At 61.6% G+C, this 20,231-nt stretch carries 33 protein-coding genes; 8 read left to right on the top strand and 25 right to left on the bottom strand.

Going from position 1 to position 20,231, the window contains the following annotated elements; genetic code table 11:
• Position 1: 1 nt before the first annotated feature.
• The 14 genes from DK842_RS18060 to DK842_RS18000 form a co-directional block, all read right to left on the bottom strand.
• Positions 2 to 415, bottom strand: coding sequence for a phage tail tube protein (locus DK842_RS18060; protein WP_081542540.1), 414 nt, complete (start codon positions 413 to 415; stop codon positions 2 to 4).
• A gap of 38 nt (positions 416 to 453) precedes the next feature.
• Positions 454 to 843 carry a phage tail terminator-like protein gene (locus tag DK842_RS18055; RefSeq protein WP_168194918.1) on the bottom strand — a complete coding sequence of 130 codons (390 nt, stop codon included), beginning with the start codon at positions 841 to 843 and terminating at the stop codon, positions 454 to 456.
• 2 nt (positions 844 to 845) lie between these two features.
• Entirely contained in the window at positions 846 to 1,226 is a 381-nt protein-coding gene (locus DK842_RS23100; protein WP_145964077.1) for an HK97 gp10 family phage protein, read from the bottom strand.
• The gene (locus DK842_RS18050) at positions 1,226 to 1,582 is read right to left on the bottom strand and encodes a hypothetical protein (RefSeq protein WP_114062701.1); all 357 of its coding nucleotides are present in this window, start codon (positions 1,580 to 1,582) and stop codon (positions 1,226 to 1,228) included. Before DK842_RS18050 ends, DK842_RS23100 begins: the two co-directional genes overlap by 1 nt.
• Positions 1,582 to 2,034: a DnaT-like ssDNA-binding protein gene (locus DK842_RS18045; RefSeq protein WP_114062700.1), complete on the bottom strand. Its 453-nt coding sequence runs from the start codon at positions 2,032 to 2,034 to the stop codon at positions 1,582 to 1,584. Before DK842_RS18045 ends, DK842_RS18050 begins: the two co-directional genes overlap by 1 nt.
• An 18-nt stretch (positions 2,035 to 2,052) precedes the next feature.
• On the bottom strand, positions 2,053 to 2,361 hold the full coding sequence (locus tag DK842_RS18040) for a hypothetical protein (RefSeq protein WP_114062699.1): 309 nt from the start codon (positions 2,359 to 2,361) through the stop codon (positions 2,053 to 2,055).
• A 33-nt stretch (positions 2,362 to 2,394) separates the two neighbouring features.
• A complete protein-coding gene (locus DK842_RS18035; protein ID WP_114062698.1) occupies positions 2,395 to 3,357 on the bottom strand; it encodes a major capsid protein in 963 nt (320 codons plus the stop codon).
• A 9-nt stretch (positions 3,358 to 3,366) separates the two neighbouring features.
• On the bottom strand, positions 3,367 to 4,107 hold the full coding sequence (locus DK842_RS18030; RefSeq protein ID WP_114062697.1) for a DUF6651 domain-containing protein: 741 nt from the start codon (positions 4,105 to 4,107) through the stop codon (positions 3,367 to 3,369).
• Positions 4,108 to 4,813: 706 nt separating this feature from the next.
• Entirely contained in the window at positions 4,814 to 5,395 is a 582-nt protein-coding gene (locus DK842_RS18025; RefSeq protein WP_145964076.1) for a hypothetical protein, read from the bottom strand.
• 29 nt (positions 5,396 to 5,424) lie between these two features.
• Complete coding sequence (locus DK842_RS18020) at positions 5,425 to 6,498, bottom strand: minor capsid protein (protein WP_114062695.1); 1,074 nt, start codon at positions 6,496 to 6,498, stop codon at positions 5,425 to 5,427.
• The gene (locus tag DK842_RS18015; RefSeq protein ID WP_114062694.1) at positions 6,498 to 7,874 is read right to left on the bottom strand and encodes a DUF4055 domain-containing protein; all 1,377 of its coding nucleotides are present in this window, start codon (positions 7,872 to 7,874) and stop codon (positions 6,498 to 6,500) included. Before DK842_RS18015 ends, DK842_RS18020 begins: the two co-directional genes overlap by 1 nt.
• Before the next feature lie 41 nt (positions 7,875 to 7,915).
• Positions 7,916 to 9,190: a terminase large subunit domain-containing protein gene (locus DK842_RS18010; RefSeq protein WP_114062693.1), complete on the bottom strand. Its 1,275-nt coding sequence runs from the start codon at positions 9,188 to 9,190 to the stop codon at positions 7,916 to 7,918.
• On the bottom strand, positions 9,177 to 9,770 hold the full coding sequence (locus DK842_RS18005) for an HGGxSTG domain-containing protein (protein WP_114062692.1): 594 nt from the start codon (positions 9,768 to 9,770) through the stop codon (positions 9,177 to 9,179). Before DK842_RS18005 ends, DK842_RS18010 begins: the two co-directional genes overlap by 14 nt.
• 20 nt (positions 9,771 to 9,790) lie before the next feature.
• On the bottom strand, positions 9,791 to 10,222 hold the full coding sequence (locus DK842_RS18000; protein WP_114062691.1) for an Ntn hydrolase family protein: 432 nt from the start codon (positions 10,220 to 10,222) through the stop codon (positions 9,791 to 9,793).
• 190 nt (positions 10,223 to 10,412) lie between these two features.
• Here DK842_RS18000 and DK842_RS23720 point away from each other — a divergent pair, with 190 nt between their 5' ends.
• The 4 genes from DK842_RS23720 to DK842_RS17980 all read left to right on the top strand — a co-directional run bounded on the left by DK842_RS23720 (position 10,413) and on the right by DK842_RS17980 (position 11,971).
• Positions 10,413 to 10,853 carry a hypothetical protein gene (locus tag DK842_RS23720; protein WP_198414569.1) on the top strand — a complete coding sequence of 147 codons (441 nt, stop codon included), beginning with the start codon at positions 10,413 to 10,415 and terminating at the stop codon, positions 10,851 to 10,853.
• Between the two features lie 7 nt (positions 10,854 to 10,860).
• The gene (locus DK842_RS17990; RefSeq protein ID WP_114062690.1) at positions 10,861 to 11,220 is read left to right on the top strand and encodes a hypothetical protein; all 360 of its coding nucleotides are present in this window, start codon (positions 10,861 to 10,863) and stop codon (positions 11,218 to 11,220) included.
• A 9-nt stretch (positions 11,221 to 11,229) separates the two neighbouring features.
• On the top strand, positions 11,230 to 11,481 hold the full coding sequence (locus DK842_RS17985) for a hypothetical protein (protein ID WP_114062689.1): 252 nt from the start codon (positions 11,230 to 11,232) through the stop codon (positions 11,479 to 11,481).
• Between the two features lie 250 nt (positions 11,482 to 11,731).
• Positions 11,732 to 11,971 carry a hypothetical protein gene (locus DK842_RS17980; RefSeq protein ID WP_114062688.1) on the top strand — a complete coding sequence of 80 codons (240 nt, stop codon included), beginning with the start codon at positions 11,732 to 11,734 and terminating at the stop codon, positions 11,969 to 11,971.
• Here DK842_RS17980 and DK842_RS17975 read toward each other — a convergent pair.
• Entirely contained in the window at positions 11,957 to 12,166 is a 210-nt protein-coding gene (locus DK842_RS17975; protein WP_114062687.1) for a hypothetical protein, read from the bottom strand. The genes DK842_RS17980 and DK842_RS17975 overlap by 15 nt on opposite strands.
• Positions 12,167 to 12,168: 2 nt before the next feature.
• Positions 12,169 to 12,360: a hypothetical protein gene (locus tag DK842_RS17970; RefSeq protein ID WP_114062686.1), complete on the bottom strand. Its 192-nt coding sequence runs from the start codon at positions 12,358 to 12,360 to the stop codon at positions 12,169 to 12,171.
• 183 nt (positions 12,361 to 12,543) lie between these two features.
• Here DK842_RS17970 and DK842_RS17965 point away from each other — a divergent pair, with 183 nt between their 5' ends.
• From DK842_RS17965 to DK842_RS17950, 3 genes are all read left to right on the top strand, one after another.
• Entirely contained in the window at positions 12,544 to 12,840 is a 297-nt protein-coding gene (locus tag DK842_RS17965; RefSeq protein ID WP_114062685.1) for a hypothetical protein, read from the top strand.
• A gap of 38 nt (positions 12,841 to 12,878) precedes the next feature.
• Positions 12,879 to 13,313: a hypothetical protein gene (locus tag DK842_RS17960; protein ID WP_114063793.1), complete on the top strand. Its 435-nt coding sequence runs from the start codon at positions 12,879 to 12,881 to the stop codon at positions 13,311 to 13,313.
• 888 nt (positions 13,314 to 14,201) lie between these two features.
• Positions 14,202 to 14,423, top strand: coding sequence for a sigma factor-like helix-turn-helix DNA-binding protein (locus DK842_RS17950; RefSeq protein ID WP_168194917.1), 222 nt, complete (start codon positions 14,202 to 14,204; stop codon positions 14,421 to 14,423).
• A 146-nt stretch (positions 14,424 to 14,569) separates the two neighbouring features.
• Here DK842_RS17950 and DK842_RS17945 read toward each other — a convergent pair whose 3' ends face one another.
• From DK842_RS17945 to DK842_RS17905, 9 genes are all read right to left on the bottom strand, one after another.
• Positions 14,570 to 15,055: a hypothetical protein gene (locus tag DK842_RS17945; RefSeq protein WP_145964074.1), complete on the bottom strand. Its 486-nt coding sequence runs from the start codon at positions 15,053 to 15,055 to the stop codon at positions 14,570 to 14,572.
• A gap of 22 nt (positions 15,056 to 15,077) precedes the next feature.
• Positions 15,078 to 15,422, bottom strand: coding sequence for a DUF1064 domain-containing protein (locus tag DK842_RS17940; protein ID WP_114063791.1), 345 nt, complete (start codon positions 15,420 to 15,422; stop codon positions 15,078 to 15,080).
• Entirely contained in the window at positions 15,419 to 15,754 is a 336-nt protein-coding gene (locus DK842_RS17935) for a DUF7768 domain-containing protein (protein WP_114063792.1), read from the bottom strand. Before DK842_RS17935 ends, DK842_RS17940 begins: the two co-directional genes overlap by 4 nt.
• Positions 15,751 to 17,247 (bottom strand): transposase-like zinc-binding domain-containing protein, encoded by a 1,497-nt coding sequence (locus DK842_RS17930; protein ID WP_145964073.1) that lies wholly within the window; start codon positions 17,245 to 17,247, stop codon positions 15,751 to 15,753. Before DK842_RS17930 ends, DK842_RS17935 begins: the two co-directional genes overlap by 4 nt.
• Positions 17,237 to 17,425, bottom strand: coding sequence for a hypothetical protein (locus DK842_RS17925; protein WP_114062680.1), 189 nt, complete (start codon positions 17,423 to 17,425; stop codon positions 17,237 to 17,239). Before DK842_RS17925 ends, DK842_RS17930 begins: the two co-directional genes overlap by 11 nt.
• Positions 17,422 to 17,808 (bottom strand): nuclease domain-containing protein, encoded by a 387-nt coding sequence (locus DK842_RS17920; protein WP_114062679.1) that lies wholly within the window; start codon positions 17,806 to 17,808, stop codon positions 17,422 to 17,424. The genes DK842_RS17925 and DK842_RS17920 overlap by 4 nt, the downstream gene beginning before the upstream one ends.
• 94 nt (positions 17,809 to 17,902) lie before the next feature.
• Positions 17,903 to 18,340 carry a recombination protein NinB gene (locus DK842_RS17915; RefSeq protein ID WP_198414568.1) on the bottom strand — a complete coding sequence of 146 codons (438 nt, stop codon included), beginning with the start codon at positions 18,338 to 18,340 and terminating at the stop codon, positions 17,903 to 17,905.
• Positions 18,337 to 19,146 (bottom strand): ATP-binding protein, encoded by an 810-nt coding sequence (locus DK842_RS17910; RefSeq protein ID WP_114062678.1) that lies wholly within the window; start codon positions 19,144 to 19,146, stop codon positions 18,337 to 18,339. The genes DK842_RS17915 and DK842_RS17910 overlap by 4 nt, the downstream gene beginning before the upstream one ends.
• Positions 19,146 to 19,928, bottom strand: coding sequence for a hypothetical protein (locus tag DK842_RS17905; protein ID WP_114062677.1), 783 nt, complete (start codon positions 19,926 to 19,928; stop codon positions 19,146 to 19,148). The genes DK842_RS17910 and DK842_RS17905 overlap by 1 nt, the downstream gene beginning before the upstream one ends.
• A gap of 160 nt (positions 19,929 to 20,088) precedes the next feature.
• Here DK842_RS17905 and DK842_RS23480 point away from each other — a divergent pair, with 160 nt between their 5' ends.
• Positions 20,089 to 20,229: a hypothetical protein gene (locus DK842_RS23480; protein ID WP_168194916.1), complete on the top strand. Its 141-nt coding sequence runs from the start codon at positions 20,089 to 20,091 to the stop codon at positions 20,227 to 20,229.
• Positions 20,230 to 20,231 lie beyond the last annotated feature (2 nt).

Genomic DNA, 20,231 nt, shown 5'->3' with positions numbered 1-20,231 from the left:
CTTACGCCCAGGTCACTGCGCCGGAAATGCTCAACGTGGCCGAGCCCTTCAGAACCGCATCCACACCGCCCTTCAGGTCGAAGGACATGACCAGCGCGGAGAAGGTGGCCGATTTGCCGTTGGGCAGCTCAAGCTTGAAGCGCCGCGGTTGATCTTCGTTCTGGGCCGCGTCGAGCAGCAGTTGGCCCGGGTCATCCAGAACCCGGTTCAGTTCGAACTGGAAGCCGCCATTGTCCTTCAGGCCCTTGCGCTTCTCTTTCGCAGTGGAATCCAACGTGGTGACGTCCAATTCAGACGCCTTGCCATCGAAACCACTGTAAGACTGGATTTCCTTGATCTGGACAAAGCTAGGCTTGTCGCCTGCGCTCTCGATGCTCAGCTTGGAGCCTTGCGCGGAAATTGCATTGGATGGCATGTCGCCTCCTCAAAATGATGATGCCCGCGCGAGGCGGGCTAAATGGTGGAATATCGAATGGTGACAGGGACGATCCGGCTCACGCCGTCCGGTATCGGCGGGCCAATGGCTGGCTGGCGAACTAAGCGCGCGCCGGCCAGCACATCGCCGGGTGGATACAGAGACTGCAAGGCCTCAGCCAGCTTCTCAGCTTGCCGCGGCCCCTTCCCTTGTGGGGCGCAGACATTGATCTGGTACAGCCCAATTTCGCATGTGCCGTACTCCAGGTTCACCGTCTCGCCCTCTGCCGGTAGTAGGAAAGCGCGCAGGTAGAGGCCATCCATCGGCGGCGTGAACTCGATGTTCTCCCATGCCACGGGCAGAGCCTGGCCCTTCGCCCAATCGGCAAGACGCCTTTCGAACGCCGCACGAATTGTGGTCAGAGACACAATTACCTCCCATAGTGCGATGAGATTTCGGCCAACGTCAGGCGCACCATGCCCGCCGGCGCCTGCTTGGACCAGCCGTACTCCAACTTGACCGCGTATGGCATCGGGTTCACCAGCCAAGCGTTCACGCCGGCAATCTTGGTGGCCAGCACGCGCGCCACGTCAGCATGGGCGTCGATACCGGATTGCGTAGGCGTGCGCGGCAAGGCCGCCGGCAGCGCGCCGAAACCAACCGTCCAACTGTTGCGAAATGCTCCCGTATCGACAGGCGATTTCAGCACCACCTTGTTGAAAGCCTCGAACACGATCTTGCGCGCCACCATGTCCATGTTGCCCTTGGCCTTGGCTACGATGCGGGTCAGGTCTACGGAGAACTGCCCCATCAGCGCCTCACGTGCAGGTCATAGAGGATTGGGACACCGCTGGGGCCAACTTCTTTCACGCCCTCGATTCGGTAGCGACGGCCGCGCGCCAGCGTGATGAACTGCCCTGGCTCTGGCGGGAATTTGGGGACAGAGAGCAGCATGCGCTTGTCGCCGGCCTTCACCAGGCCTGCGGCGAAGAGCTGGCCGGAGGACTGTAGATCAAACTCCAACTCCGCCCCTGGTACGGTATCGGTCTCCACGGTCTCGGCTTCGCCGCCCTGCTCCGGGTCGTATCCGCCAGCGACGCGGCGCTCGATCTTCACGTCCTGGCCTTCTTCGCGCAGATCCGCGGCGATCTCTTCAGCCTCAGTCATCACCCCCTCCTGAGCCGAACTTGCCCACCGCCGGCCAGCAGAGGCCGAAGCAGCGCGTCAACGACCGGGAAGCGGCTTCCGCCGGCCTGAGCGTATTCCTTCTTGATCGGCCCTATGGTTTTGGAAACCAGCACGCGGCCATCCGAATCGGCGAACAGCTCGCCGCTCAGCGCCCGCAACGCCAGCTCAGCCTGTGCATCTTTGAGCGCCTTCGGCACACCAAACGGTTGCCGCGGCCACTCCAGCGCCTGCGCCGACGACTGACGCCAGCCAGCAAACTGGTAGCGCGCGTCGAGATATTGCGCCGCGCGCCGGAGCGCCGCCGACTTGGCCGCCTCGTCACCCGACCAGCGGGCGTTGCCCATGGCGGCGTGGTAATCGTCGGCCTCGGTCACGGAGATGTAGCTCTGCGCGTCCGGTTGTCCCATGCCGTTCTCTACGATTAGCGCCATCCTCTCCTCCCGGCCCGGTTACGCGCCCTTGCCCACGGCGTCGGCGGGCTCAGCCGCGGCATCGTTTCCAGCAGCTTGATCAGCAGCCTCATTTGCGGAACCTTTCTTCTTGCCCCTAGCAGGCTTGGCATCATTCTCCGTCTCCAGCACCTCAAAGCGCTCTGCATAGGCCGCCGGCACTTCGCCAACGACGGCATCGCACAGCTCGATGGCATCGCCCGGCCAGTAGGCCAAGGAGTCGCGGATGATCACCCGCTCTTTCGCGGCAATCTCACGCTGCTCCTTCGTCGCCGGGCCGGCGATGAACCAGAGGATTTTCTTGCTCATGTGAACTCCCAGAGGGGCCAAAGCCCCTCGCGGTTACTTGGTGGTCAAGATGACACCCGCGGTGTCCTTGTGGCTGGTGGCGGTCTGGTCCCAGTTCGAACCGGTGCCGATGGCGGTATTGGTCGGCGACTTGCCGCCGTTAGCCATGTCCCAGGTGTAGCCGGCGATGCCCAGGTTGTAGGACCACTCGGCCTGATAGGTCGCGCCGATGTTCTCGGTGCCAACCTTCGGCACGATGACGCTGTTGAAGTCGTCGTTGCCGCTGACCACGACGCCGTTGCCAACCAGGCCGAGCGTACGGAACTTCGGATCGGCGTTGGCAGCGCCCGGCACGACCAGCGCTTCCGAGTCGGTCACCACGAACAGGCGGCCGAACGGGTCGCGCAGAACGTTCACGCCGTCGTAGGAGAACAGACGCTCGGTGTTGGCCAGCGCGTTGTCGTACAGCTTGCTCAGCGTGGACGAATGCAGCACCCACGCCAGGATGGCGCTGGAGCGATCGCCAAACTTGAACGACGCCTTGTTGAGCAGGCGGAACGAAGGATCTTCGGTGCCGTCGCCGGTCGAGACGGCCGCATTACCCGACAGCGCCGCCACGGCGCCGCGGATGCCGGTATCCAGCATGTCAGCCACGCGGGCCTTGGCCAGCTGCTCGCCGATCTTCAGCGCGGCGAGCTCGGGGTTCTGCAGTACCCACTGGTATTGGGCCGGCTCGTAGTCGATCGGCGGCGTGCCGGCGGCGACCTTCACCGAGGCGTTCAGCAGCTGTTGCAGACGTTTGGACTCCACCGATGCGTTGCTGTAGACGTTCCGGCGACGCACCAAGCCGGAAATGGCCTTGAAGCTGGCGGTGATGTCGAAATCACCGGAGGCCGGCGCGTTCTGCAGCACGATGGTGCCTTGGGACGCTTCGTTGAACTTGTTGACCTCGTTGGCCACCGTCTCGGTGATGGTCAGGTAGGTCTGCTTGTTGAAAACCTGCAGGTCAAATGCCATGTTGTGTCCTTATTTTGTGTTTGCTTGGAGGTACGCGACGCGCTCGGCGTCGGTTTTGCAGTCGGCCAGACTCTTGGCGCTGCTGGAGCCGCCGCCGCCGGTATTGCCGCCCGATCCACTACCGGACGAGCCGGAGCTTTTCAAGATGCTGTCCTTGTGCGGATAGCTGTCGATCAGCGTTTCCAGCGCCTCATCGAACCCGGCCAACTCTCCCGGCTTGACTCGGCTGTACAGCTTGCTGCCGTTGGAGTCGTAGGCGACGACCTTGCCGTCCTCGACCTTGAAGCGCTGGCCGAAGAAGGACTGCGCGATGTCGGCCGGAATGGCCAGCTTCTCGGCGATGGTCTTGGAGCGGGAGAAAGATCCGCCGATCAGCTCGGTGTGGAGCTGGCCTTGCAGCTTGCTCAGCTCCTCGTCCTTGCCCTTGAGGCGGCCTTCGTAGGCCGCGGCCAGTTCGGCCTTGACCTTCTCCGCTTCGCCGGCATCGATCAGCTTCTTGTCGTCCAGGTTCTTGATGGTCTGGAGCGCCTTCAGCGCTGCCGCCGGGTCTTCGATGCCTTCGAACTTCTTGGCCAGCACCTCGGCAGCCTCGCGCGCCTCGCGATGCGATTTGGCCTCGCCGTTCAGCTGGGCGATTTTCTGCATCGCCGCCCCCGCGTCGAACGGGATTTCCTTCCCGTCGTCGTGGATGTAGACCGGTTTGCCATCGGCCAGCACAACGTTGCCGTTCTCGTCGAGTTTCAGTTTCATGCGTGGATTTCCATCCTGTGAGTTGTAGCTTTCCAGCCAAGAGCACCGCGTCACATCCGTTCAGCGGCAGAAATGAAAAACCCCGGCGGTTGCCGGGGCCAGAAAGCAGAAAACCCGCCATGTGGCGGGTTCTTGGTTCAGTGTCTAAACGTAGTTAGCCTTGCTTGGTTTTCTTCGTAGCCAAGATGGCTCGATTGACAATGTAGGTCAGGCCAAAAATAAAAACAGCCCAGAATAACAAGTTAAAAGTTAATCTAATTCCCTGATCAATTAACTCCTCTTGGGAAAAAGAGCTGACCCTGAAGATCAGTCGACTTAAAAGCAGCAATACTATAATTGGATATGTGAACTTCAATATCCTCTTTGAAACATGTTTTGCGACAGTGTGGTTTGACATTGATGCTCTCGCCATAAAATTTACATGGCATTTTATTACCATTCACTCGGGCTTTCCAGCCCAAGCTGTAAATCAACTCAGTAGGTCGTCATCTTGCCGTTGGCCAAGCAGGCCACGCACACCTTCACTCGTGCCGTGCCTTTCACGCCTCGACTGGCCGGTCCTTGCTGGGCGTAGAACCATGTCGAGCCTGAACAGGCCGGACAGTAGTCGTCGCAAAGCGGCCGACGCCGCGGATCGGATGGCGAGTTCTCGGCTATCTGGCGCGCGGCGTCAGCGGCAAAAAATTCGGCGACACTGCTGGGGGGGTTACTTGTCATTGCAGTCCCAATACGCAAATGGGTCTCGCCAGTCTGGATGGTGTTCATCCAGCCATGCCACACCACGAGCCTCCAGTGCCTCGGATCGCTCATAGTCGGGCTCTTCCCACCCCCCAATTTCGAGAATGGGGTTGTCACCATCCATAACCGCAACAGACAACACTCGACCAGAAGCGCCTTGTCTGCATGGCTGCACAGAAAATCTGGTTAGCATTTTCATGCTGGCGCGCTTCTCGTAGGGAGTCAATTTGTAGAAGATAGCGGCCCGGAGACGGCCTTGTCGGTCTCGCAAACCGATATGCCTTGATTCGCCAAGCTGAACCTTGTCCCAGCCGGTTGGTAATTGGCACTGGATAAATACATCGTCAGCCCGGCCGAATCGGAAGCCAATATTGACCAACGCCTCACGGCTCGCCCCTTGGATATCCTGCGGCAGGATCTGTGTATCTAGAAAATAGGCAACACCAAGCCTCTCGACTTTTTTGATATCGTCCGGCTCATAGTCCAACGGCGATTTGGTGTGGTTGCTTCTTGCTCTAGGAATTACACCGCGAAAATCGGGATACTTCATCTTTGGCCCCCGCAGTACTCACTCCCCAATTATACCAACCCAGCCGCCTCGAATGCCGCTTTGTTGCGCTTTCTGAGCTCGTCGAGCGTGTACTCGTGGCCGCTGGCGTCCGTGAATCGATCCAGACTCAGGCCGCCGTCACGGTAGAGTTGCCCCTTGGCCTTCCCCAGCACTTCGTCTTGCGTCACCACCGGCTGCTGGCGGAGCCAATCGCTGTAGCTCAAACCCTCCGGTACTTGCCCGTTGAGACTGGCGCGCGTGGACTCCGGCAGCTCGTCCATGTCGATGCCCAGCTCACGCCACGATTTCAGGACGAACACTACCGCAGACCTGCAGTTGATGTGTGCCGGCGGGCGCGGGCCCGAGTTGACCGGGTACACCTTGCCATCGCGGCTGCGGCAAATGCTCGACGTCCGCATGTCCAGCGTCGAAACCCACTTCACGCCGGCGATCAGGTCGGCATTGGCGTTGGCCACATGCTGCCGGCTGAAGTTTGCGTAGTGGTTGATCGCGGTGCGCGCGATGGCCTCCGCCGCGCGTCGGTCGGTCTCGATAAGTCCATCCGCGTAGCCCATCGCACGAGTACCGCGGATGCGCTGGACGATCTTGGCGACTGGTTCGCCCTCAAGAAACCCCATCCGCAGCGCGTCGCGCAGTCGAGCCGCTTTACCTTCCTCCAGACCGTCGAACCACTCGCGCAGTAGGCGGCCTTGCATTGGCCTGGCCATTGCTGCAGCGTAGGCCGTCTCCGGCGCGACGCTGGCGACGCTGACCTGTACCGGCAGCAGGCCACGGAACAGATCGTGCTGCCACTCCACCTCGGACGCCACCAGCCCGGACAGCTCACCCTCCAGCGTGATCCGCGCCTGCTCGTAGGCCGCGCGATTGAGCTGGCGGACTGAGCGCAATATCGCGTCCAGCCGCTGGACTGTGAACGTGTCCGCGTCCAGATCGGCCAACGCCAGTTGCAGCCGGGCGAACAAGTCAGCATCCGCCCGGTTGAGCAGCGCCATGATCTTGCGGACGACGTGCGAGCTGTAGCGGCCCAGGTCGATCTGATGCGCGATCAACTGCAGCAGCTGCAGCTCATTGGCCGTCGCCATTACATCGCCCCCAGCGGCGGCTGGCCGGCGCGGCGCTCCAGCTCATCCGCCCAGGTCAGCGACTCGGAAATCAGCCCGCGGCGCTTGGCCTCGCTGAACATCGTTTCCGGAGAAAGCCCCATCTTGACCAGCACATCCATGGATGCGGACGGGTCAAAATCGGCGTCAATGTTGCCGCTGATCTCCACCTCGCCGCCATTGTCGCCCAGGCCCATCCACATGGCGGTGTAGTCGAGCGCCTTGGCTATCGAGTCCTCCAGCGCGTTTGCCATGGCTCGCAGCTGGCTGATTTCCTTCAGCGACTCCCCGCGCGCCTGGCTGTCGGTCATCGCCAGCACCGAGCGGGTGAGCAACTTGGCGCCGGCAACTTTCATCTGCTCCTCTAGGTCGGCCAGCGACTCCTTGCCGGCGGTGATGGCCGCGCCGGTATGCTCGACGTACTTCATGTCGCCGTTCAGCGGCAGGTCGATCAGGCTCTTACCGATCTGCATGTCGTCGCGCTTGCGGCCCTCTTGGTCGTACTGCGGCTCCGCGCCAATGCGCGCCAGGATCGGAACGCGCGCCGTGTGCAGGATCGTGTCCTGATCGGACTGCGACAGCCAGTGCTTGACGTTCAGGTGCGCCAGCTCCAGCAGCGGTGGCTTGCCGGTCAAGAAGCCCGTACGCTTGGCGTACAACGGGATCAACGGGATATCCTTCAGCGGCCCGCTGCCGGCGGTCATCTCGAACTCGTCGTGCTGAGACCAGCCGGCATCCGTCTCTCGGTACAGCCGACAGCGGCCAGGCTCCAGCACCACGATTTGTTTGACGGCCTTCACCCCGAACTCGCCGTCTGGTTCCTCGATCTGCTCGAGGTAGCGGAACTGGACCAGGCGTTCGCTACCGCCTGACTTGTCGGTTTTCCAGCCCAGGACAGATTTGGGCGAGATGTGGCACCAGTACGGGCGCGCGCCGGCGGCTTTCTCGTCCGCCATCGTGCGGGCGCCCTCGACGCGAGGGTAGTTAACCAGCAGGTAGGACACGCCGCGCTGCAGCGCCTCGCCGAACCAGGCGGCGGCGAACACGTCGAGGCTGCGGCCCTCTCGATCCACATTCAGCAGTACCTCTTCCTCGATCCGCTTCGGCACGTCCTTGCGGCTGATCTGGTCGCCGAAAACGCGGCCAATCATCTGCTCCACGGTCTCCGACAGCGCCGGGTAGAGCGTGGCGGTTTTCAGGCGCGAGTCGTACTCCTGCCTGTCCTCCAGAGGCCAGCGCGGCATGAATTTCTCGCCGGCGGCGCGCATGGCTTTCGTGCCGCCCATCAGCGCGTCGATGATCGGCCAGTCCTCGGCCATAGCCTTGATGGCCGGCGATTGGGTGCTGACGTCGGACATGCTGCCTCCTGCGGGTAGTAAAAAGCCCGCTCGACGGCGGGCTACATGTTGAGTTTGGATTGGGTGGCAGTGCGCTTAGCGATCGGCCACAGCCTGACAATGGGATAAGTCCCGGCGTCGTTGACGTGATCGACGCCGCTGGACTTGTCCGGCTCGCCGTTCGGGCCATAGGCCTGCTGCTCCAGCCCCTCCGTGAATTTCGGGCAGCGGCGGGTGTTGACCTTCATCCGCCGCGCACCCTCCGCGTTCAGCAGCATGGCGTTCGTCGACAGGACGCGGTCTTTCACCAGCGGATTCGATCCGGTAACGCTCAGGGCGAATCCGGCCTGCCGCAGTATCGACAGGTCGGACTCACTGGCGCTCTTGCTGCTCGTGTTCTGGCCGCTGGCGTCTGGGTAGATCGTGATGGCGTGGCCGGTGCGCCTCCAGCGCTCGCTGATCATGCGCGCCATCTCCGGCGTATCCCGCACGTCCACCAGCTCATCTACCGCGATAGGGCAGCCGTCGCGGATGACATAGACGACTGCGGCCATTTTCAGGACGTTGAAGTCCATGCCGATGTGAAGTGGCTCGCCGACCATCATCTCGGCGTCGGAGTGGTTCAGCCGCCGGTCGAAACACGGGTAGACGCTGCCGCTGGTCAGGTTGCAGAACTGGCCCTTGAGGTAAGCCAGAATCAGCTGCGGCGGGTAGGACTGAATCAGCGACGGGATGTAGTCGTCGGGCAGATTGGCCTCGTTATCGAATGTCGAGGCCTGAATCAGCCCGTATAGCGTGGCTAGCTCAGGCTTTTCCGCCACCTGCTTCACGAACTGTTCGTAGACGAACTTGAAGCCCTCGGGCGTCGTCGTCACGTCCACGCCGTTCTTGAGGTTGTCCACCTTGTAGCGCATCCGGGCGATGATCTTGCGCCACGCCGCCCGCGCCTTCTCGGCCTTCATCACGTCCAACTCGTCGCAGAGCGCCTTGCCGATCTTGAAGCCAACGATTGTTTCCGGCTTCTCCATCGACCTGCAGATGGTCGTGCCGCGGAACTTGTGTCCCTCGTAAACGTGAACTTCCTTGTTCGACTCGTTGATCTCGACGCGCAAGCCCCAGTCGAATGCCACTTCCTCGACAGTCGGGTAGAAGATGTCGCGGATCTGCGGGTAGGTCGGCGCGAAATACCCGGCGTTTATCCGGGGATATTCCCAGAAGTGCTGCATCAGGCCGCCGCATCCAACCCAAGTCTTGCCCGAGCCGAAGCCGGCAACGTAGGCGCGGAATTTGTTGGGCATCGCCAGAAATTGCGATTGTGGAACATTAAGGCTCGGCATCGTCGCTGCGCTTTCTGGCGTCCTTCACCTCTACCACGATCTGAACCGGCGTCGGCGCTTCGTCGTTCGGGTCTGCCAGCTCCTTGCGCCGTTTCTCGATCTCCAGCCGCTTGATATCGTCGTCCAGATCCCGGCCGGCGGCGCGCATCAGCTCGGCGCGGGTCTTTTCCAGCGACTCGATGCGCCCGGTCAGCCTGTCTATCAGCGACGTGTAGTCGCGGACCTTGCTTGTCGTCGTTGTCCGGGTTGCACCCTCTTTTGCGCCCTCGAAAAACGCCGGCTCAATCTTCTCGCTCTCCAGCTCCAGCGTGTCGGCACGCTCCTGCTCCTGTTTCAGCGCACGCGCCAGGCGGATGCGAGTGAGCCGCAGCTCCTCATCCACGCTGCCCAGCTCCAGCGCAGCGGCCTCAGCCTGCTCCTCCGGTGTCATGTATTTGCTGTAGATGCTGCCTGGCGTGACGTGGTTTTTGTGTCCGACCGGACCGGTTGACCTGCCGCCATGCATCCTGCAGCGACCGTTTTTCATTGCAGCGCCCGCGCACGGTTTCCCGCTGCGGGTTTTGGCTCCGCAGTGGGCCATGGTTCACCTCGTTGTGTCTGTTACAGTGATATCGAGCTAACCATCCCGCCGCTGTGCACATCCATGGTGATCGCCACCTCCACGGCTCGGGGCGCATCGACGCCGGCTCGCATGGCAGCCAGCGCAGGGAGCTTGCCCGAGCCGATGGCAATCGGACCAGGCCAGATTTCCGGCGTCAGGCAATCGGCCGTCACGGTGCGCGCTGTCTCTCCATCCCAGATCAGAGCGCACCAGTCGCGGGATGCGTCAGGATGGCCTTCTCCTCTCAGCCAGGACAGCACTGCACTTCCCGCCGTGGCCTCGCCGCTGATCCCGACAATCGCCGGACGCTGGCTCCAGCGGTTGGTTTCGATGCGATGCAGTTTCACCGCTTCGTCGGTGATGATGATGTTGTCCGCCGTGGAGCGGCCGTCCGCAGCCATGGTCTTGCCGTCGAATGCGATGGTGGTCATGATTTCCCCCAGCCCAAAAACAGAAACGCCCCATTGCTGAGGCGATTTTGTGTTGCGGCTGTTGCGCAAATGCAAAACGGAACATTATTCCGTTGAATTGCGTGTTTTCCACATTGAATTAGGAACATTGATCCTATATAGTGAACTCATAAGCCGCTCACATCGAGAAGGCGAACCCCGGAGAACCGCCATGAACACCAAGCAAATCATGATCGAAGCCTGGAAGACCGCTCGCGCAGCCGCCGCCAATTTCGGAGGCCGCGCAGTCGAGTACATAAGCGAGTCCCTGCGCATGGCCTGGGCAGCTGCGAAAATGTCTGTTGAGGCGCTGGTTAAGCTGGGCGGCAAGCTCTGGGAGAAGGCCGACATGCGTCGCGTGTACTTCAACGACCTGGAGGAGCTGTTCTGCGCCGCAACCGGCCTGCGCGTGAGCTACTACAAAACCGGCAACATCAGCAGCGCCAGCATCAACGGCCAATCCATCAGCAACTGCGAGGCACGCCGCATGTTGCGCGATATCTGCGGCACCTCCAAACTGTGGTTTGATGCCGCTGACGGCAAGTTCCACTCCCGCGACATGGGCCGCGACGCCCTGGTTACCATCGCCAACTACCTGCGCGCCAGCGTGTGAGGCCGTCATGAAACCGAACAACATCCTGATCCACCACGCCAGCCACGGCGGCGGGGCGACGATCATCCAGCCGCGTTATAATTATTCACCATGCGGGCGCCGGCTGGTGATCCACCACCCCGCCAACGGGATCGATCATGATGGCGTTGAGCAGGCTGTCATTACCCTATGGGCGCGCTACCGCCAATATCTGCCACTGCAGGACAACACCCGACTGTTTGACGGCCTGCTGGCCAAATGCCCCGCCCTGTTTGACCAAACCTGCCGGCGCGCGCCGGTTGCAACAGTTGCGGTCGTCCGCCGGAGGCGGCCCATTATCTCGGCCCCGGATGGCTGGATCGAGTCCATCAACGACACATTAGACTAGGACTATTTAGTGACCCCGAACGCAGCAAACTACAACCCAGCGCACGAATACGCCCTGCAACTCATCGAGCGCATCACCAGCACCGGCAAATCTCAGAAATGGATTGCTGATCGCCTGGGCGTAACCGACCGTCGAATCAGGTACATAGTCGCGGGCCGGCGCATCGTCAATGGCGCACCACAGGATGTCCGGCTGAGCTACTGCGAGCAGTTTGCGCTGGAGTGCCTGATTGCTGCCATCGAGGCCGCGCAACAGCTGTAATGCGCATGGGGTTAATCCCGCACCACCTGGCAGCATCCTGATACAATCCATACCATTGACATGATTGGAGATCGGGATGCCGCTCCGTGCTATCTATATCGTTGCGCTGCTGGTAGGGCTGCCGACTGTGGCCGGCATACTACTGACCAATGCTGCAGCAGATGCGGCAGCCATCAAATGCGCCGAGAGGGGTTATTTCGTCCGCGATGGCAGATGCCCTGCCCCAGACCCGCGCGGCAGCTAGTCAACCATGCCCACGCAGATTGATTTCCTGTCCCCGATCAAGCAGGCCATCGCACAGTTGCATGGATTCCTGGTAGTACTCCTACTCGCCGGCGCCGTGACGGTCCTGGCTGCCGTTGCCACCAATCTCTATCTGACGCTCTACACGGGCATGTCGCGGCGAGAGCGCAAGCGGTATTGCCGGATCGCCGGGCAGGTCGCTGGGACCATCGCCCTGCTACTCGGCGCTATGTCACTGATGCGCTGACGACATCTCGGCCTGGCCCGTCGGCACGATCTCTACGTCCATGCACTCCGTCGCAATGGCCACAGCGCGCCGCCGGATCGCCTCCATCCGGTGCGGGCTGATCGACTGGCCGGCGTACTCGGCCACCAGGGCGTTGATCCGCTCCTCTGCGGCCACACCGTCGAACTGAACGCGGGCGGTGATGGGCTGGGTCATGGCTATCTCTCGATCATGTTGGCGAGCGCGCGCCGGGTGAATGTGACGATCTGGTTGTTGCTGTAGAGCCGCACTGTGATTTCGTGGCCGCGGTGTGCGACAACTCGACAGCGCGTGCCGGTGATCAGCACCAGCTCAGCGCCACGGCCCCAGGGCGCAGCCTCGTAGACGATGGTTGTGTGGTGTAGCCGCATGCGGGCCTCGGGAATGAAAAAGCCCCGCGGAGTGCGGGGCGTTAGGTAAAAACCACAATGGGTAATTATTCTGCATTTTCTTGTTGACCATTTTTATCAACAAGCCTATATTGAACTCATGGACGGCAAGCAACGCAGTCCGCCGCCGGGGCGGCTCCCCGATTCCTGACTAGGAGCAACATCATGAAAAACATCACCATCACCTACATCATCGGCACCGACAACATTGGCCAAGGCTCGTTTGGCGCTGGCGCAGAACAAGACCCGGCTGTCGAGAACTACCGCGTTGAGGTGCAAGAGCGCCTGGCGGCCGCATACCCTGAAGTAAAATACATCGATGTCGTGATTGAAAACGGCGGCAGCAAGGCCCGCGTGGAAGGCCTCGATATCGATGACTACGAGCGCGAGGACTCGATGCTCGAAGAGATCAAGGCAATCGCGAATGATGTCTGGGATCGAGGCGAATGGCACAACGCCTAAAACAAGGGAGCCCCGGTCCAGCCGGGGTTTTTCACATCATGGACGAGATACCCATCCACCTGTTTGTCCCCAGGGCCGCTAAGAGCCGCTGGGTCTGGGCCAGCCGCGCGGCTGGCATGAAACTATCTGACTGGCTGTCTCAGGCAGCGGAGGCGCATATGCAACAGCAATTGGCCAGAGTGGCCATCCCCGACAACGTCGATTTCTCCGATCTGCGCCTAGCGCGCGATAGTGATGGTCACGTCAGTTTCGATTGGCCGACAATCGAGCGGGTATGCGTAGCCAGTCGTATGCCTGTTGAGGTGTTGCGCAATGGTCCAGAGGACAATGTGGCAGCGCTCATTGTCGCGTGGTATCAGGCCCACCTGAAAAACGGCGGCGCACGTGATGCTGTGGCCGATGATCTGATTTCCGAGGCCATGGCTGAGGATGATGCCGGCCAATCGTTTAGCCACGCGCCAGGCCGAGGGTAGTCATGACCCCTGCTCAATTCGACATCATCGCCGGCCCGGACGTTCTCGGACTGTCCGGCAAGGCCGCCGAGGCCGCGCGCCTGGCGATCCTCGGCGGGGTGAATATGCGCGAGGCGGCTGCGGCTGTCGGCCTAACCGGGCCGGCGGCAGTGTCCCGAGCAGTGTCTCGCGTCCGGGCTGCGTATGAGGCACTTTTACCCCTCCTAGCATGCTCTGATGCCGCCGCCGATTGACCTGTCCGGCCGTCGCTTCGGCCGGCTGACCGTTATCGTCCGCCTGCATAAGCTCTACAAGGGGTACATGTGGCGATGCCAATGCGACTGCGGGCGTTTCGAGGACATCCAGCAGTGGCGGCTGCCCTATTGCAAGAGCAACGCTGGGCGCCGCGACGCGGCGTACGAGTGCGCCACATGCCGACACACCCGTGTTTGCATAGTCTGCCACTCTCCATTCGTTTGGGTTCACGCTCGCCTCTGCTGCAGCGAAACCTGCCAAGCCGCTCATGACCGGCGGTTGTGGCTAGAGGACTATCACCGCCGACTACTACGCGATCCAGACTACAACCGGCGCCGCGCGGCGGAGATGCGCGAGTTGTATCGGACATGCCCGGCCTACGTCTCGTACAACCGCAGAGTCAAGCAGGCATGGCGCGAACGTCTACATGCCGACCCGGCAGCCCACCTGCAATACAAACTACGCAATCGCGAGGCCTGGAGGCTATCAAAAAAGCGGACCAGCGAGGCTATGACAGAATAGGTGCCGGTTTTGCGGGGCGCTCACGCGGGAGGGCCGGCGTCCGTGTTGCCAGGTTTAGCCGCTACTGGTGGTTACGGTGTCGGCGGCGATGGCCTGGCTGTATTTTTGAAATTTCTTCGAATGGTGGGAAGCATGAGCGACCAAGATAATGACGGCCTTGCCCCCCTTTATTTGGATGCACTGAAGGGGCGCCTCGACAGGCTGAGCAAAAAAGATGCAGAGCTGTTTAAGTTACGCTTCATTGATGATTTTCCTTACTCGATGATCGCCAGTCATCTTGAAATCAGCGAAGCGCTGGCACGAAAGCGCGTTCAACTCCTTTGGGCAAAACTAAAGTTGCCCCAGAACGACTAGCCAACCAAAACAAAAGCCCCGCGGCGAAACCGTGGGGCTTATTCATTTCCGCCGGACGTGACAAACCACCCGCAAGAGTGGCATCTCAAACCGTTCGACGGTCAATCAAGTTGTAAATGTGATGTTATATCGTCTCATATTACACGTCAAGTTCTCATATTTCGCTTGGCGCGATTCCAGACCTCTTGTGTCAGCTTCGCCACAATTGCGTCGTACCGTGCGGCGTGCATGCCCAACCGGTCGCGCTTGAATCGGAGATCAGGCAGCTTGAACGTGCCGGCGGCGTCGACCTTGCCGCGGTAGTGGTTCAGCAGGATGTCGCGCTCGTTCACGCTGCAGCCATTCGTCACCCTGGCCCGGCCGCCACCCATCGACCCCCGCATCGTGCCGTAGCTGATGGCGCGCTCCACAGCCAGCACCAGGCGCAGGTCCAGCACCTCGCTGGCGCCCTTGAGATATCGGCAGGCCTCGCACGGGTTGTCGTCCTCGAAACAGGCCGGGCAACGGTTCGTGCGGAACTTGCCTTCCAGCCCTGGCGAGCGGTCCTTGCCGTTTCCCTGGCGCTGCCACTTCCCCCACTGCTCCAGCGCGATTATCGCCTTCAGCTTGTCGTCGTTTTCCAGTTCGTTCATCACCATTGCACTGCCCCTTGCCTCAAAATTCTTCCACCGCCCAGCCGCCGCCATCTTTCTTGGAGCGGGCTTTGATTGCCACAAACTTGAACGGGTACATGTCCGCTGCGATCTTGATCTTGGCGCGCGCGTCGTCTTGCCAGAAGCCCTTGACCTCATGCGCCTCCATCTCTCCGCTGGCCAACATCACCGCGAAATCCGGCGTGTAAAACGTACTATCCGCCAGCCGGAACTTCAGCCCCTCGAACTTGAACCAGGCCACCCGCCCGGCGACCTTCTGCGCCTCCAGGTGCTGGGCATATGCCGCCTCGGTCTTGTTCATTGCGCCGGTCTTCAGCCGGCCCAGGGCTTGGATGCTCTGCCTCACGCTGCAGCCCTCCATCCTGGAAGACTCCGATATTCAACCGGTCGCCCCTCCTGCGCAGCGCGGTCAATTCCGTACACCATGCCGCTTGATATGCCGAGGTCGGCATACACGACGGTTTTATCAGCCAGCCGACCCCATGCGAGACCAGCCTCGATACCAAGTCTCCTTTCGTCCAGTTTCGCGTCATCCAGCACGCCGGCTTGCGCGTATAGCGCATGACTCGCGAACGGAGCTTCGCCGCGCAGGAGGCAATCTCGCATGGCCTCGCTCAGGTAGCGCAGATTGCGCTCGACGTCGCCCGCATATGGTGATTCAACAATGACTAGCCTCACGCCGCCGCCCTCCACTTCCCATTGACCACATGCAGCAGGCTGCGCTTGCCCGATGTGTACTGGACGCAATGCGTGTGCCGCCAGCCAGACAGCCCGGTGTTGTACCCCATCTGCAGCAGCGAGGACGTGCCGACCTGATAGACGCCGTCGGCGATGCCCGGCGTGTGCGAATGGCCAATCACCAGCTTGGCGCCGGCCTTGGTCATACCGTGCAGGCTGCCGCGCGCGCCGTTGATGCCCTTGTCGCCGTGCTGGCCGTATTCCACGCCATCGACCATGAACGACTCATTGCGCCGCAGGAATCGGATGTTGCTGCTGTCGGGCAGCAGCTTGCGGACCCAGTATTCCAGCGGGTCAAGCTCGCCCCCGGCCGCCATGGCGTTGAGCATGGCCAGCTTGGTTTCGTGGTACACGATGGCGTTTTGCACGTCCTGGGCGTTCTGGTGGTTTTCGAGCCAGCGGTAGATGTGTTCGTTGTGGTTGGACGCCGCCAGCACCACCTGGGCGCCAGTGGCGGCGATACGGCCCAGCAGATCCGCTGTGGTGCACAGCTCGCCATAGACATCATCGTTGCCGGCGCGACGCAGGCGGAATCGGTCGAAATAGTCGTTGTGGTGGCCGGCGCTTTGGAAATCCAGGACGTCATGCAGGACGATGGTTTCTGGCCGCAGCACGCTGACGATGCTGTCCGGGCCGAAAACAGTCGCCTCCATCACCTGCCGGTCGTGTCGATCGCCGTGCAGGTCGCCCAGGGCCAGCACCTTGGCGCGATGGCTGGCCCGCTTGGCATTGCTGGCGCTGTATTTCTTGTCTAGGTCACAGAACGAGCCGTCTTTGGCGGCGTTCAGGTGGCGGAAATGGGCGGTGCGGCCGTCCCACTCCACCACAACGGCGCCCTGCACTTGGTGGAACTCGCCCTTCTTGCCGGCTTTGCTCTTGCTGTAGACCGGTTCGGTGACGGCGCCGGTGGTCATCACCAGCTTGGCGGCGCGGCCGATGGCAACCGGCACGCTTTCCAGCGCGATCTTGGGGTGAGCGAAGATGCCGTGACTTTCGCCGCTCATCGTGTGCAGGCCGGACAACGGGCGAACCGCGGTCGGCTGGGTCGGCACATCGGCCAGCAGCAGGACGCCGGGGCATAGCTCCAGCCGGTCGGCGGTCATGTACCGGGCCAGCTCCGGCGCAAACCACTCATGAGGTTTTTCGAGGTTGCTGGTCGGGTTGCGGTATGCCACCGGCACGACGATCAGCCTCGCGCCGTTCTCGCGGCAATATTGCTGCAGCGACTTCAGGAACGAGGCGTGAACCGGCGAGCCCGACACGGCGCAGGTGACGACGAATTTGTTGCCGTCCGCCGGCTTGGCCACAGTCGCCGCCTGGGCGGCGCGGGCGCGGAACGTCCGGCCACAAGCCTTGCACATGTAGCGCTGCGCCGCCGCGGAGTGAACACCATGCGGGCCGGCGTCGTTGCAATTCGGGCAATTAAGCTTCATTCATTTCCCTTTCGTCCATCAGCCTTGCTGCTTCTGCTTTCGCCCCGTCCGAGGTCTTGTATTGGCCCAGGTACTGCGGCCAGCGCCACAGCTCGTAAAACGGCGGATCGGCCAGGGCGTAGCGGAAAATCCGCCAGTCGCCGCATGCCAGGCATTCGCCCTGCCGCTCCCACCTCATGCAGCCCCCTTTATCACGATCAATCCCTTGGCCATCAGCCGGCGCCAGGTACGCACCATCCCGCGGCGCATATAGAAATCCTTCTCGCCCGGCTGCCAGGCGTGCGGTGCGCGGCCGTCGATGGCGTCATGGCAGGCGCTGCAGCCGTAGCAGCTGGAAACATCGTCAGCCTTGCGCGCCATGCCGTGGCTTTCGTCCGGCAGATGGCACAGGACCGTGGTGTCGGTGCGGCCGTTGCAGATACCGGCGATCTGCAGGGTGCAGGCCTCGCCCGCGGCGCTGTCGCGGATGGCCTTGCTGGCGATGCGCCCAGTGTCGCGCCGGCCAGTGCCGGGCGTGGAGCCGGGGCGCGGCACAACTTTTGATGGGGTTGCAGTGCTCATAGCCCTCTCCCGTGTACGAGGCCCAGCGCCCAGGCGCCGGCCAGGGTTATGGCCGCAGTCAGCAGCACTACGGCCACCGCTTGCTGATGCTCTGTCATGCCGCCTTCCTCCCATACGCTGCGCCCAGCCCGAATTTCACACCCTTCTCCGCGCCGAACGCATGGATTAACTCCAGCAGCTCACCCATCTCCCGGACGCTCATGTCGCTGGTGCGCTGCCCGAGGATCGCGAACCCGCTGCCGTCGATGTTCGGCACCACCTTGGTCCGGCGCAGACTGGCGGTCAGCAGGTCTTTCCATTCCTCCGCCGTCAGCTTGTTGCCATACCAGTCCAGTTGCTCGCTGATGTCCGTCAGCGCGGCCCACATGGCAGCGTTCTGGCTCAGGTTGCGCCGACTGGCGGTCTGGATCGTTACCTTCAGGCCCCTGCCGTCGGAAGCCTCATTCAGCATCTGGCACGCCAGCTGATATGCGCGGGCCATGAGCGGCCGGAGCTCGGCGCCGGTCTGGATGGTGAGCGTTTCCCGGCTCATGCGGCCTCCATTGCGCGGTAATCATCCCAATCGAAGACCAACACCTCGCACCCATCCTCGCGCAGCCGACTGTACAGCCGCGGCCCGATGCTGGCGGCCACGCCATCGCGATCCAGGTTGCTCAGGAAGATAGTCGGACGGCGCGCCTCGTAGCGGCCATTCACAACGGCGAACAGTGAGCGAGCTTCGGTATCGGTGCCCGACTGCACGCCGACTTCGTCGATAATCAGCAGGTCCGGGTCTGTGTAGAGGCGGATCGTCTTGCTCTCCGACATGGCCGCGTCGAAACTCTTGGCCTCGCGGATGCGCCGCGCCATTTCGTCCAGCGTCGTGAAAACCGCCGTGCACTGGTGGCGATGCATGATGCGAAGTGCAATGCCGCAGGCCAGGTGCGTTTTGCCGGTCCCAAACTCGCCAAGGAAGATCGCGCAGCGGCCAGAATGGCCATGCTCAAACTCAGCGGCATAGGCTTTGGCAAACTCCAGGGCTATGCGCTGGCCGTCATTCGCTGCGCGGTAGTTCTGCAGGGTGCGATCCTGGAACCGCAGCGGGATGCCCGAGTTTCCGCACAGGGTCAGCCAGCCAGCGCGCTGGCGCTCGGCAGCCTGGGCCTTCTCACGGGCCTGCTGCTCAGCGTCGGCCAGGTCTTTCGCCTCCTGAGCGCAGGTTGGGCAGCGCGTCCAGACGCGGCCTATCGGATTGCGTGCGGTGAACTGGCCGTGCCGCTCGCAGGTTTCTGCGCGCTCCCGCGGAGTGGCCGGCACGATTTCGGCCAGCAGTGCGCCAATGGGTTTGAGCTCGTCCATCACAGCCTCCCGCTCTTGCCGTAGTCTTTGGGGGTTTGGTTGATGCGCGGCGCCGGCGGCGTGCGGTCAGGGTCGCGCTGCAGCCATTCGGCCTTGAAGCCTCGCCAGCCTCGCTCTGCGACAATCTGGATGGCCTGGGCCAGCGTCAGCTTCGCCTTGGCGGCCTCGCGCTCGATGTTCTCAAGGGCCGTGACGGTCAGCGGAGCGCGCTGGGCTTTGCGGACAGCCAGGAAGTCGGCGGCGTGCTGGGGATGAACTCCCTTTGCTTTCAGGTCTCTGGCAGTGATGGTCTTGGATTTGGCGTCGCTGGCGTCAGCCGGCGGCGTATTGCTTTTGTCTTTCTCTAACTCTGTATCTGAATCTAAATCTGAATCTAAATCTAGGCCGTTACTGAAACGTTTCGCGCCCGTTTCATCCGTTTCATCACCTGTTTCAGCCTGTTTTTTCTGTCTCTCGCGGAAGGCTTTCACCCGATCGGTGGATTTGTCGGAGGGGAATTGCCGGCCCTCCCAGCCAAGGGGCTGGAGCGTGTCGCGGTCAATTAACTCAACCTCTGCAAGGCGGCGCGCCACCTCTTCGACCTCGCGCACGGACAGACCCAACTTTACCGCAACGCGGCGCTGCTTCAGGTCAGCAGAGCATGCGTCATCGAGCAAACCGGAGCCCTTCAGGCACAAGAGTGCGACGTAGTGCCAGCGATCCTCGAATGCCAGCAGTCGCAGTTTTTCGTCGTCCACCATCTCGGTATAGAGACGCAGCCAAGGCAAGTTTTTGGCGCTCATTTCCGCTTGCCTCCTTCGGTATTCGTTGCCATAATTTCTCCAATTCAGTTGAACCCACCCGAGGCCCGGCCAGGCCGTTGACGGTGGGTTTTTCTTTTCCTGCATGACTGCGAAGCGCAGCCTCTGATATGCTTAAATCCCATTTGCATGCAGGGGCTGTATGAAGACCTATATCAACAAAATCAGATACGACCACTCGAACGGATATGCCGCAGTGGAGTTAATGATTCCTGCCGATAACGACGAGCTCGGATCGGTGGTCACCATTGATGTAGAAATCCCCATCCACATGGCGGTGTAGTC

Source organism: Chromobacterium phragmitis (assembly GCF_003325475.1).
Taxonomy (GTDB): Bacteria; Pseudomonadota; Gammaproteobacteria; order Burkholderiales; family Chromobacteriaceae; genus Chromobacterium; species Chromobacterium phragmitis.
Note: the sequence above shows the minus strand (reverse complement) of the source record. Positions and strands in the feature narration are given on the sequence as shown.

Excerpts from the sequence above, each read along its gene's own strand:
- DK842_RS17975 (WP_114062687.1), bottom strand. The coding sequence starts at position 12,166 with ATGACCCAGCCCATCACCGCCCGCGTTCAGTTCGACGGTGTGGCCGCA.
- DK842_RS17905 (WP_114062677.1), bottom strand. The coding sequence starts at position 19,928 with ATGAGCGCCAAAAACTTGCCTTGGCTGCGTCTCTATACCGAGATGGTG.
- DK842_RS23100 (WP_145964077.1), bottom strand. The coding sequence starts at position 1,226 with ATGGGGCAGTTCTCCGTAGACCTGACCCGCATCGTAGCCAAGGCCAAG.
- DK842_RS17950 (WP_168194917.1), top strand. The coding sequence starts at position 14,202 with ATGAGCGACCAAGATAATGACGGCCTTGCCCCCCTTTATTTGGATGCA.
- DK842_RS17970 (WP_114062686.1), bottom strand. The coding sequence starts at position 12,360 with ATGCGGCTACACCACACAACCATCGTCTACGAGGCTGCGCCCTGGGGC.
- DK842_RS18025 (WP_145964076.1), bottom strand. The coding sequence starts at position 5,395 with ATGAAGTATCCCGATTTTCGCGGTGTAATTCCTAGAGCAAGAAGCAAC.
- DK842_RS18060 (WP_081542540.1), bottom strand. The coding sequence starts at position 415 with ATGCCATCCAATGCAATTTCCGCGCAAGGCTCCAAGCTGAGCATCGAG.
- DK842_RS18040 (WP_114062699.1), bottom strand. The coding sequence starts at position 2,361 with ATGAGCAAGAAAATCCTCTGGTTCATCGCCGGCCCGGCGACGAAGGAG.
- DK842_RS17915 (WP_198414568.1), bottom strand. The coding sequence starts at position 18,340 with ATGAGCCGGGAAACGCTCACCATCCAGACCGGCGCCGAGCTCCGGCCG.
- DK842_RS18005 (WP_114062692.1), bottom strand. The coding sequence starts at position 9,770 with ATGGCCCACTGCGGAGCCAAAACCCGCAGCGGGAAACCGTGCGCGGGC.
- DK842_RS17945 (WP_145964074.1), bottom strand. The coding sequence starts at position 15,055 with ATGAACGAACTGGAAAACGACGACAAGCTGAAGGCGATAATCGCGCTG.
- DK842_RS18010 (WP_114062693.1), bottom strand. The coding sequence starts at position 9,190 with ATGCCGAGCCTTAATGTTCCACAATCGCAATTTCTGGCGATGCCCAAC.
- DK842_RS18050 (WP_114062701.1), bottom strand. The coding sequence starts at position 1,582 with ATGACTGAGGCTGAAGAGATCGCCGCGGATCTGCGCGAAGAAGGCCAG.
- DK842_RS17960 (WP_114063793.1), top strand. The coding sequence starts at position 12,879 with ATGGACGAGATACCCATCCACCTGTTTGTCCCCAGGGCCGCTAAGAGC.
- DK842_RS17925 (WP_114062680.1), bottom strand. The coding sequence starts at position 17,425 with ATGAGGTGGGAGCGGCAGGGCGAATGCCTGGCATGCGGCGACTGGCGG.
- DK842_RS17920 (WP_114062679.1), bottom strand. The coding sequence starts at position 17,808 with ATGAGCACTGCAACCCCATCAAAAGTTGTGCCGCGCCCCGGCTCCACG.
- DK842_RS18000 (WP_114062691.1), bottom strand. The coding sequence starts at position 10,222 with ATGACCACCATCGCATTCGACGGCAAGACCATGGCTGCGGACGGCCGC.
- DK842_RS18015 (WP_114062694.1), bottom strand. The coding sequence starts at position 7,874 with ATGTCCGACGTCAGCACCCAATCGCCGGCCATCAAGGCTATGGCCGAG.
- DK842_RS23720 (WP_198414569.1), top strand. The coding sequence starts at position 10,413 with ATGAACACCAAGCAAATCATGATCGAAGCCTGGAAGACCGCTCGCGCA.
- DK842_RS18020 (WP_114062695.1), bottom strand. The coding sequence starts at position 6,498 with ATGGCGACGGCCAATGAGCTGCAGCTGCTGCAGTTGATCGCGCATCAG.
- DK842_RS17965 (WP_114062685.1), top strand. The coding sequence starts at position 12,544 with ATGAAAAACATCACCATCACCTACATCATCGGCACCGACAACATTGGC.
- DK842_RS23480 (WP_168194916.1), top strand. The coding sequence starts at position 20,089 with ATGAAGACCTATATCAACAAAATCAGATACGACCACTCGAACGGATAT.
- DK842_RS18035 (WP_114062698.1), bottom strand. The coding sequence starts at position 3,357 with ATGGCATTTGACCTGCAGGTTTTCAACAAGCAGACCTACCTGACCATC.
- DK842_RS17980 (WP_114062688.1), top strand. The coding sequence starts at position 11,732 with ATGCCCACGCAGATTGATTTCCTGTCCCCGATCAAGCAGGCCATCGCA.
- DK842_RS18045 (WP_114062700.1), bottom strand. The coding sequence starts at position 2,034 with ATGGCGCTAATCGTAGAGAACGGCATGGGACAACCGGACGCGCAGAGC.
- DK842_RS18030 (WP_114062697.1), bottom strand. The coding sequence starts at position 4,107 with ATGAAACTGAAACTCGACGAGAACGGCAACGTTGTGCTGGCCGATGGC.
- DK842_RS17930 (WP_145964073.1), bottom strand. The coding sequence starts at position 17,247 with ATGAAGCTTAATTGCCCGAATTGCAACGACGCCGGCCCGCATGGTGTT.
- DK842_RS17910 (WP_114062678.1), bottom strand. The coding sequence starts at position 19,146 with ATGGACGAGCTCAAACCCATTGGCGCACTGCTGGCCGAAATCGTGCCG.
- DK842_RS17990 (WP_114062690.1), top strand. The coding sequence starts at position 10,861 with ATGAAACCGAACAACATCCTGATCCACCACGCCAGCCACGGCGGCGGG.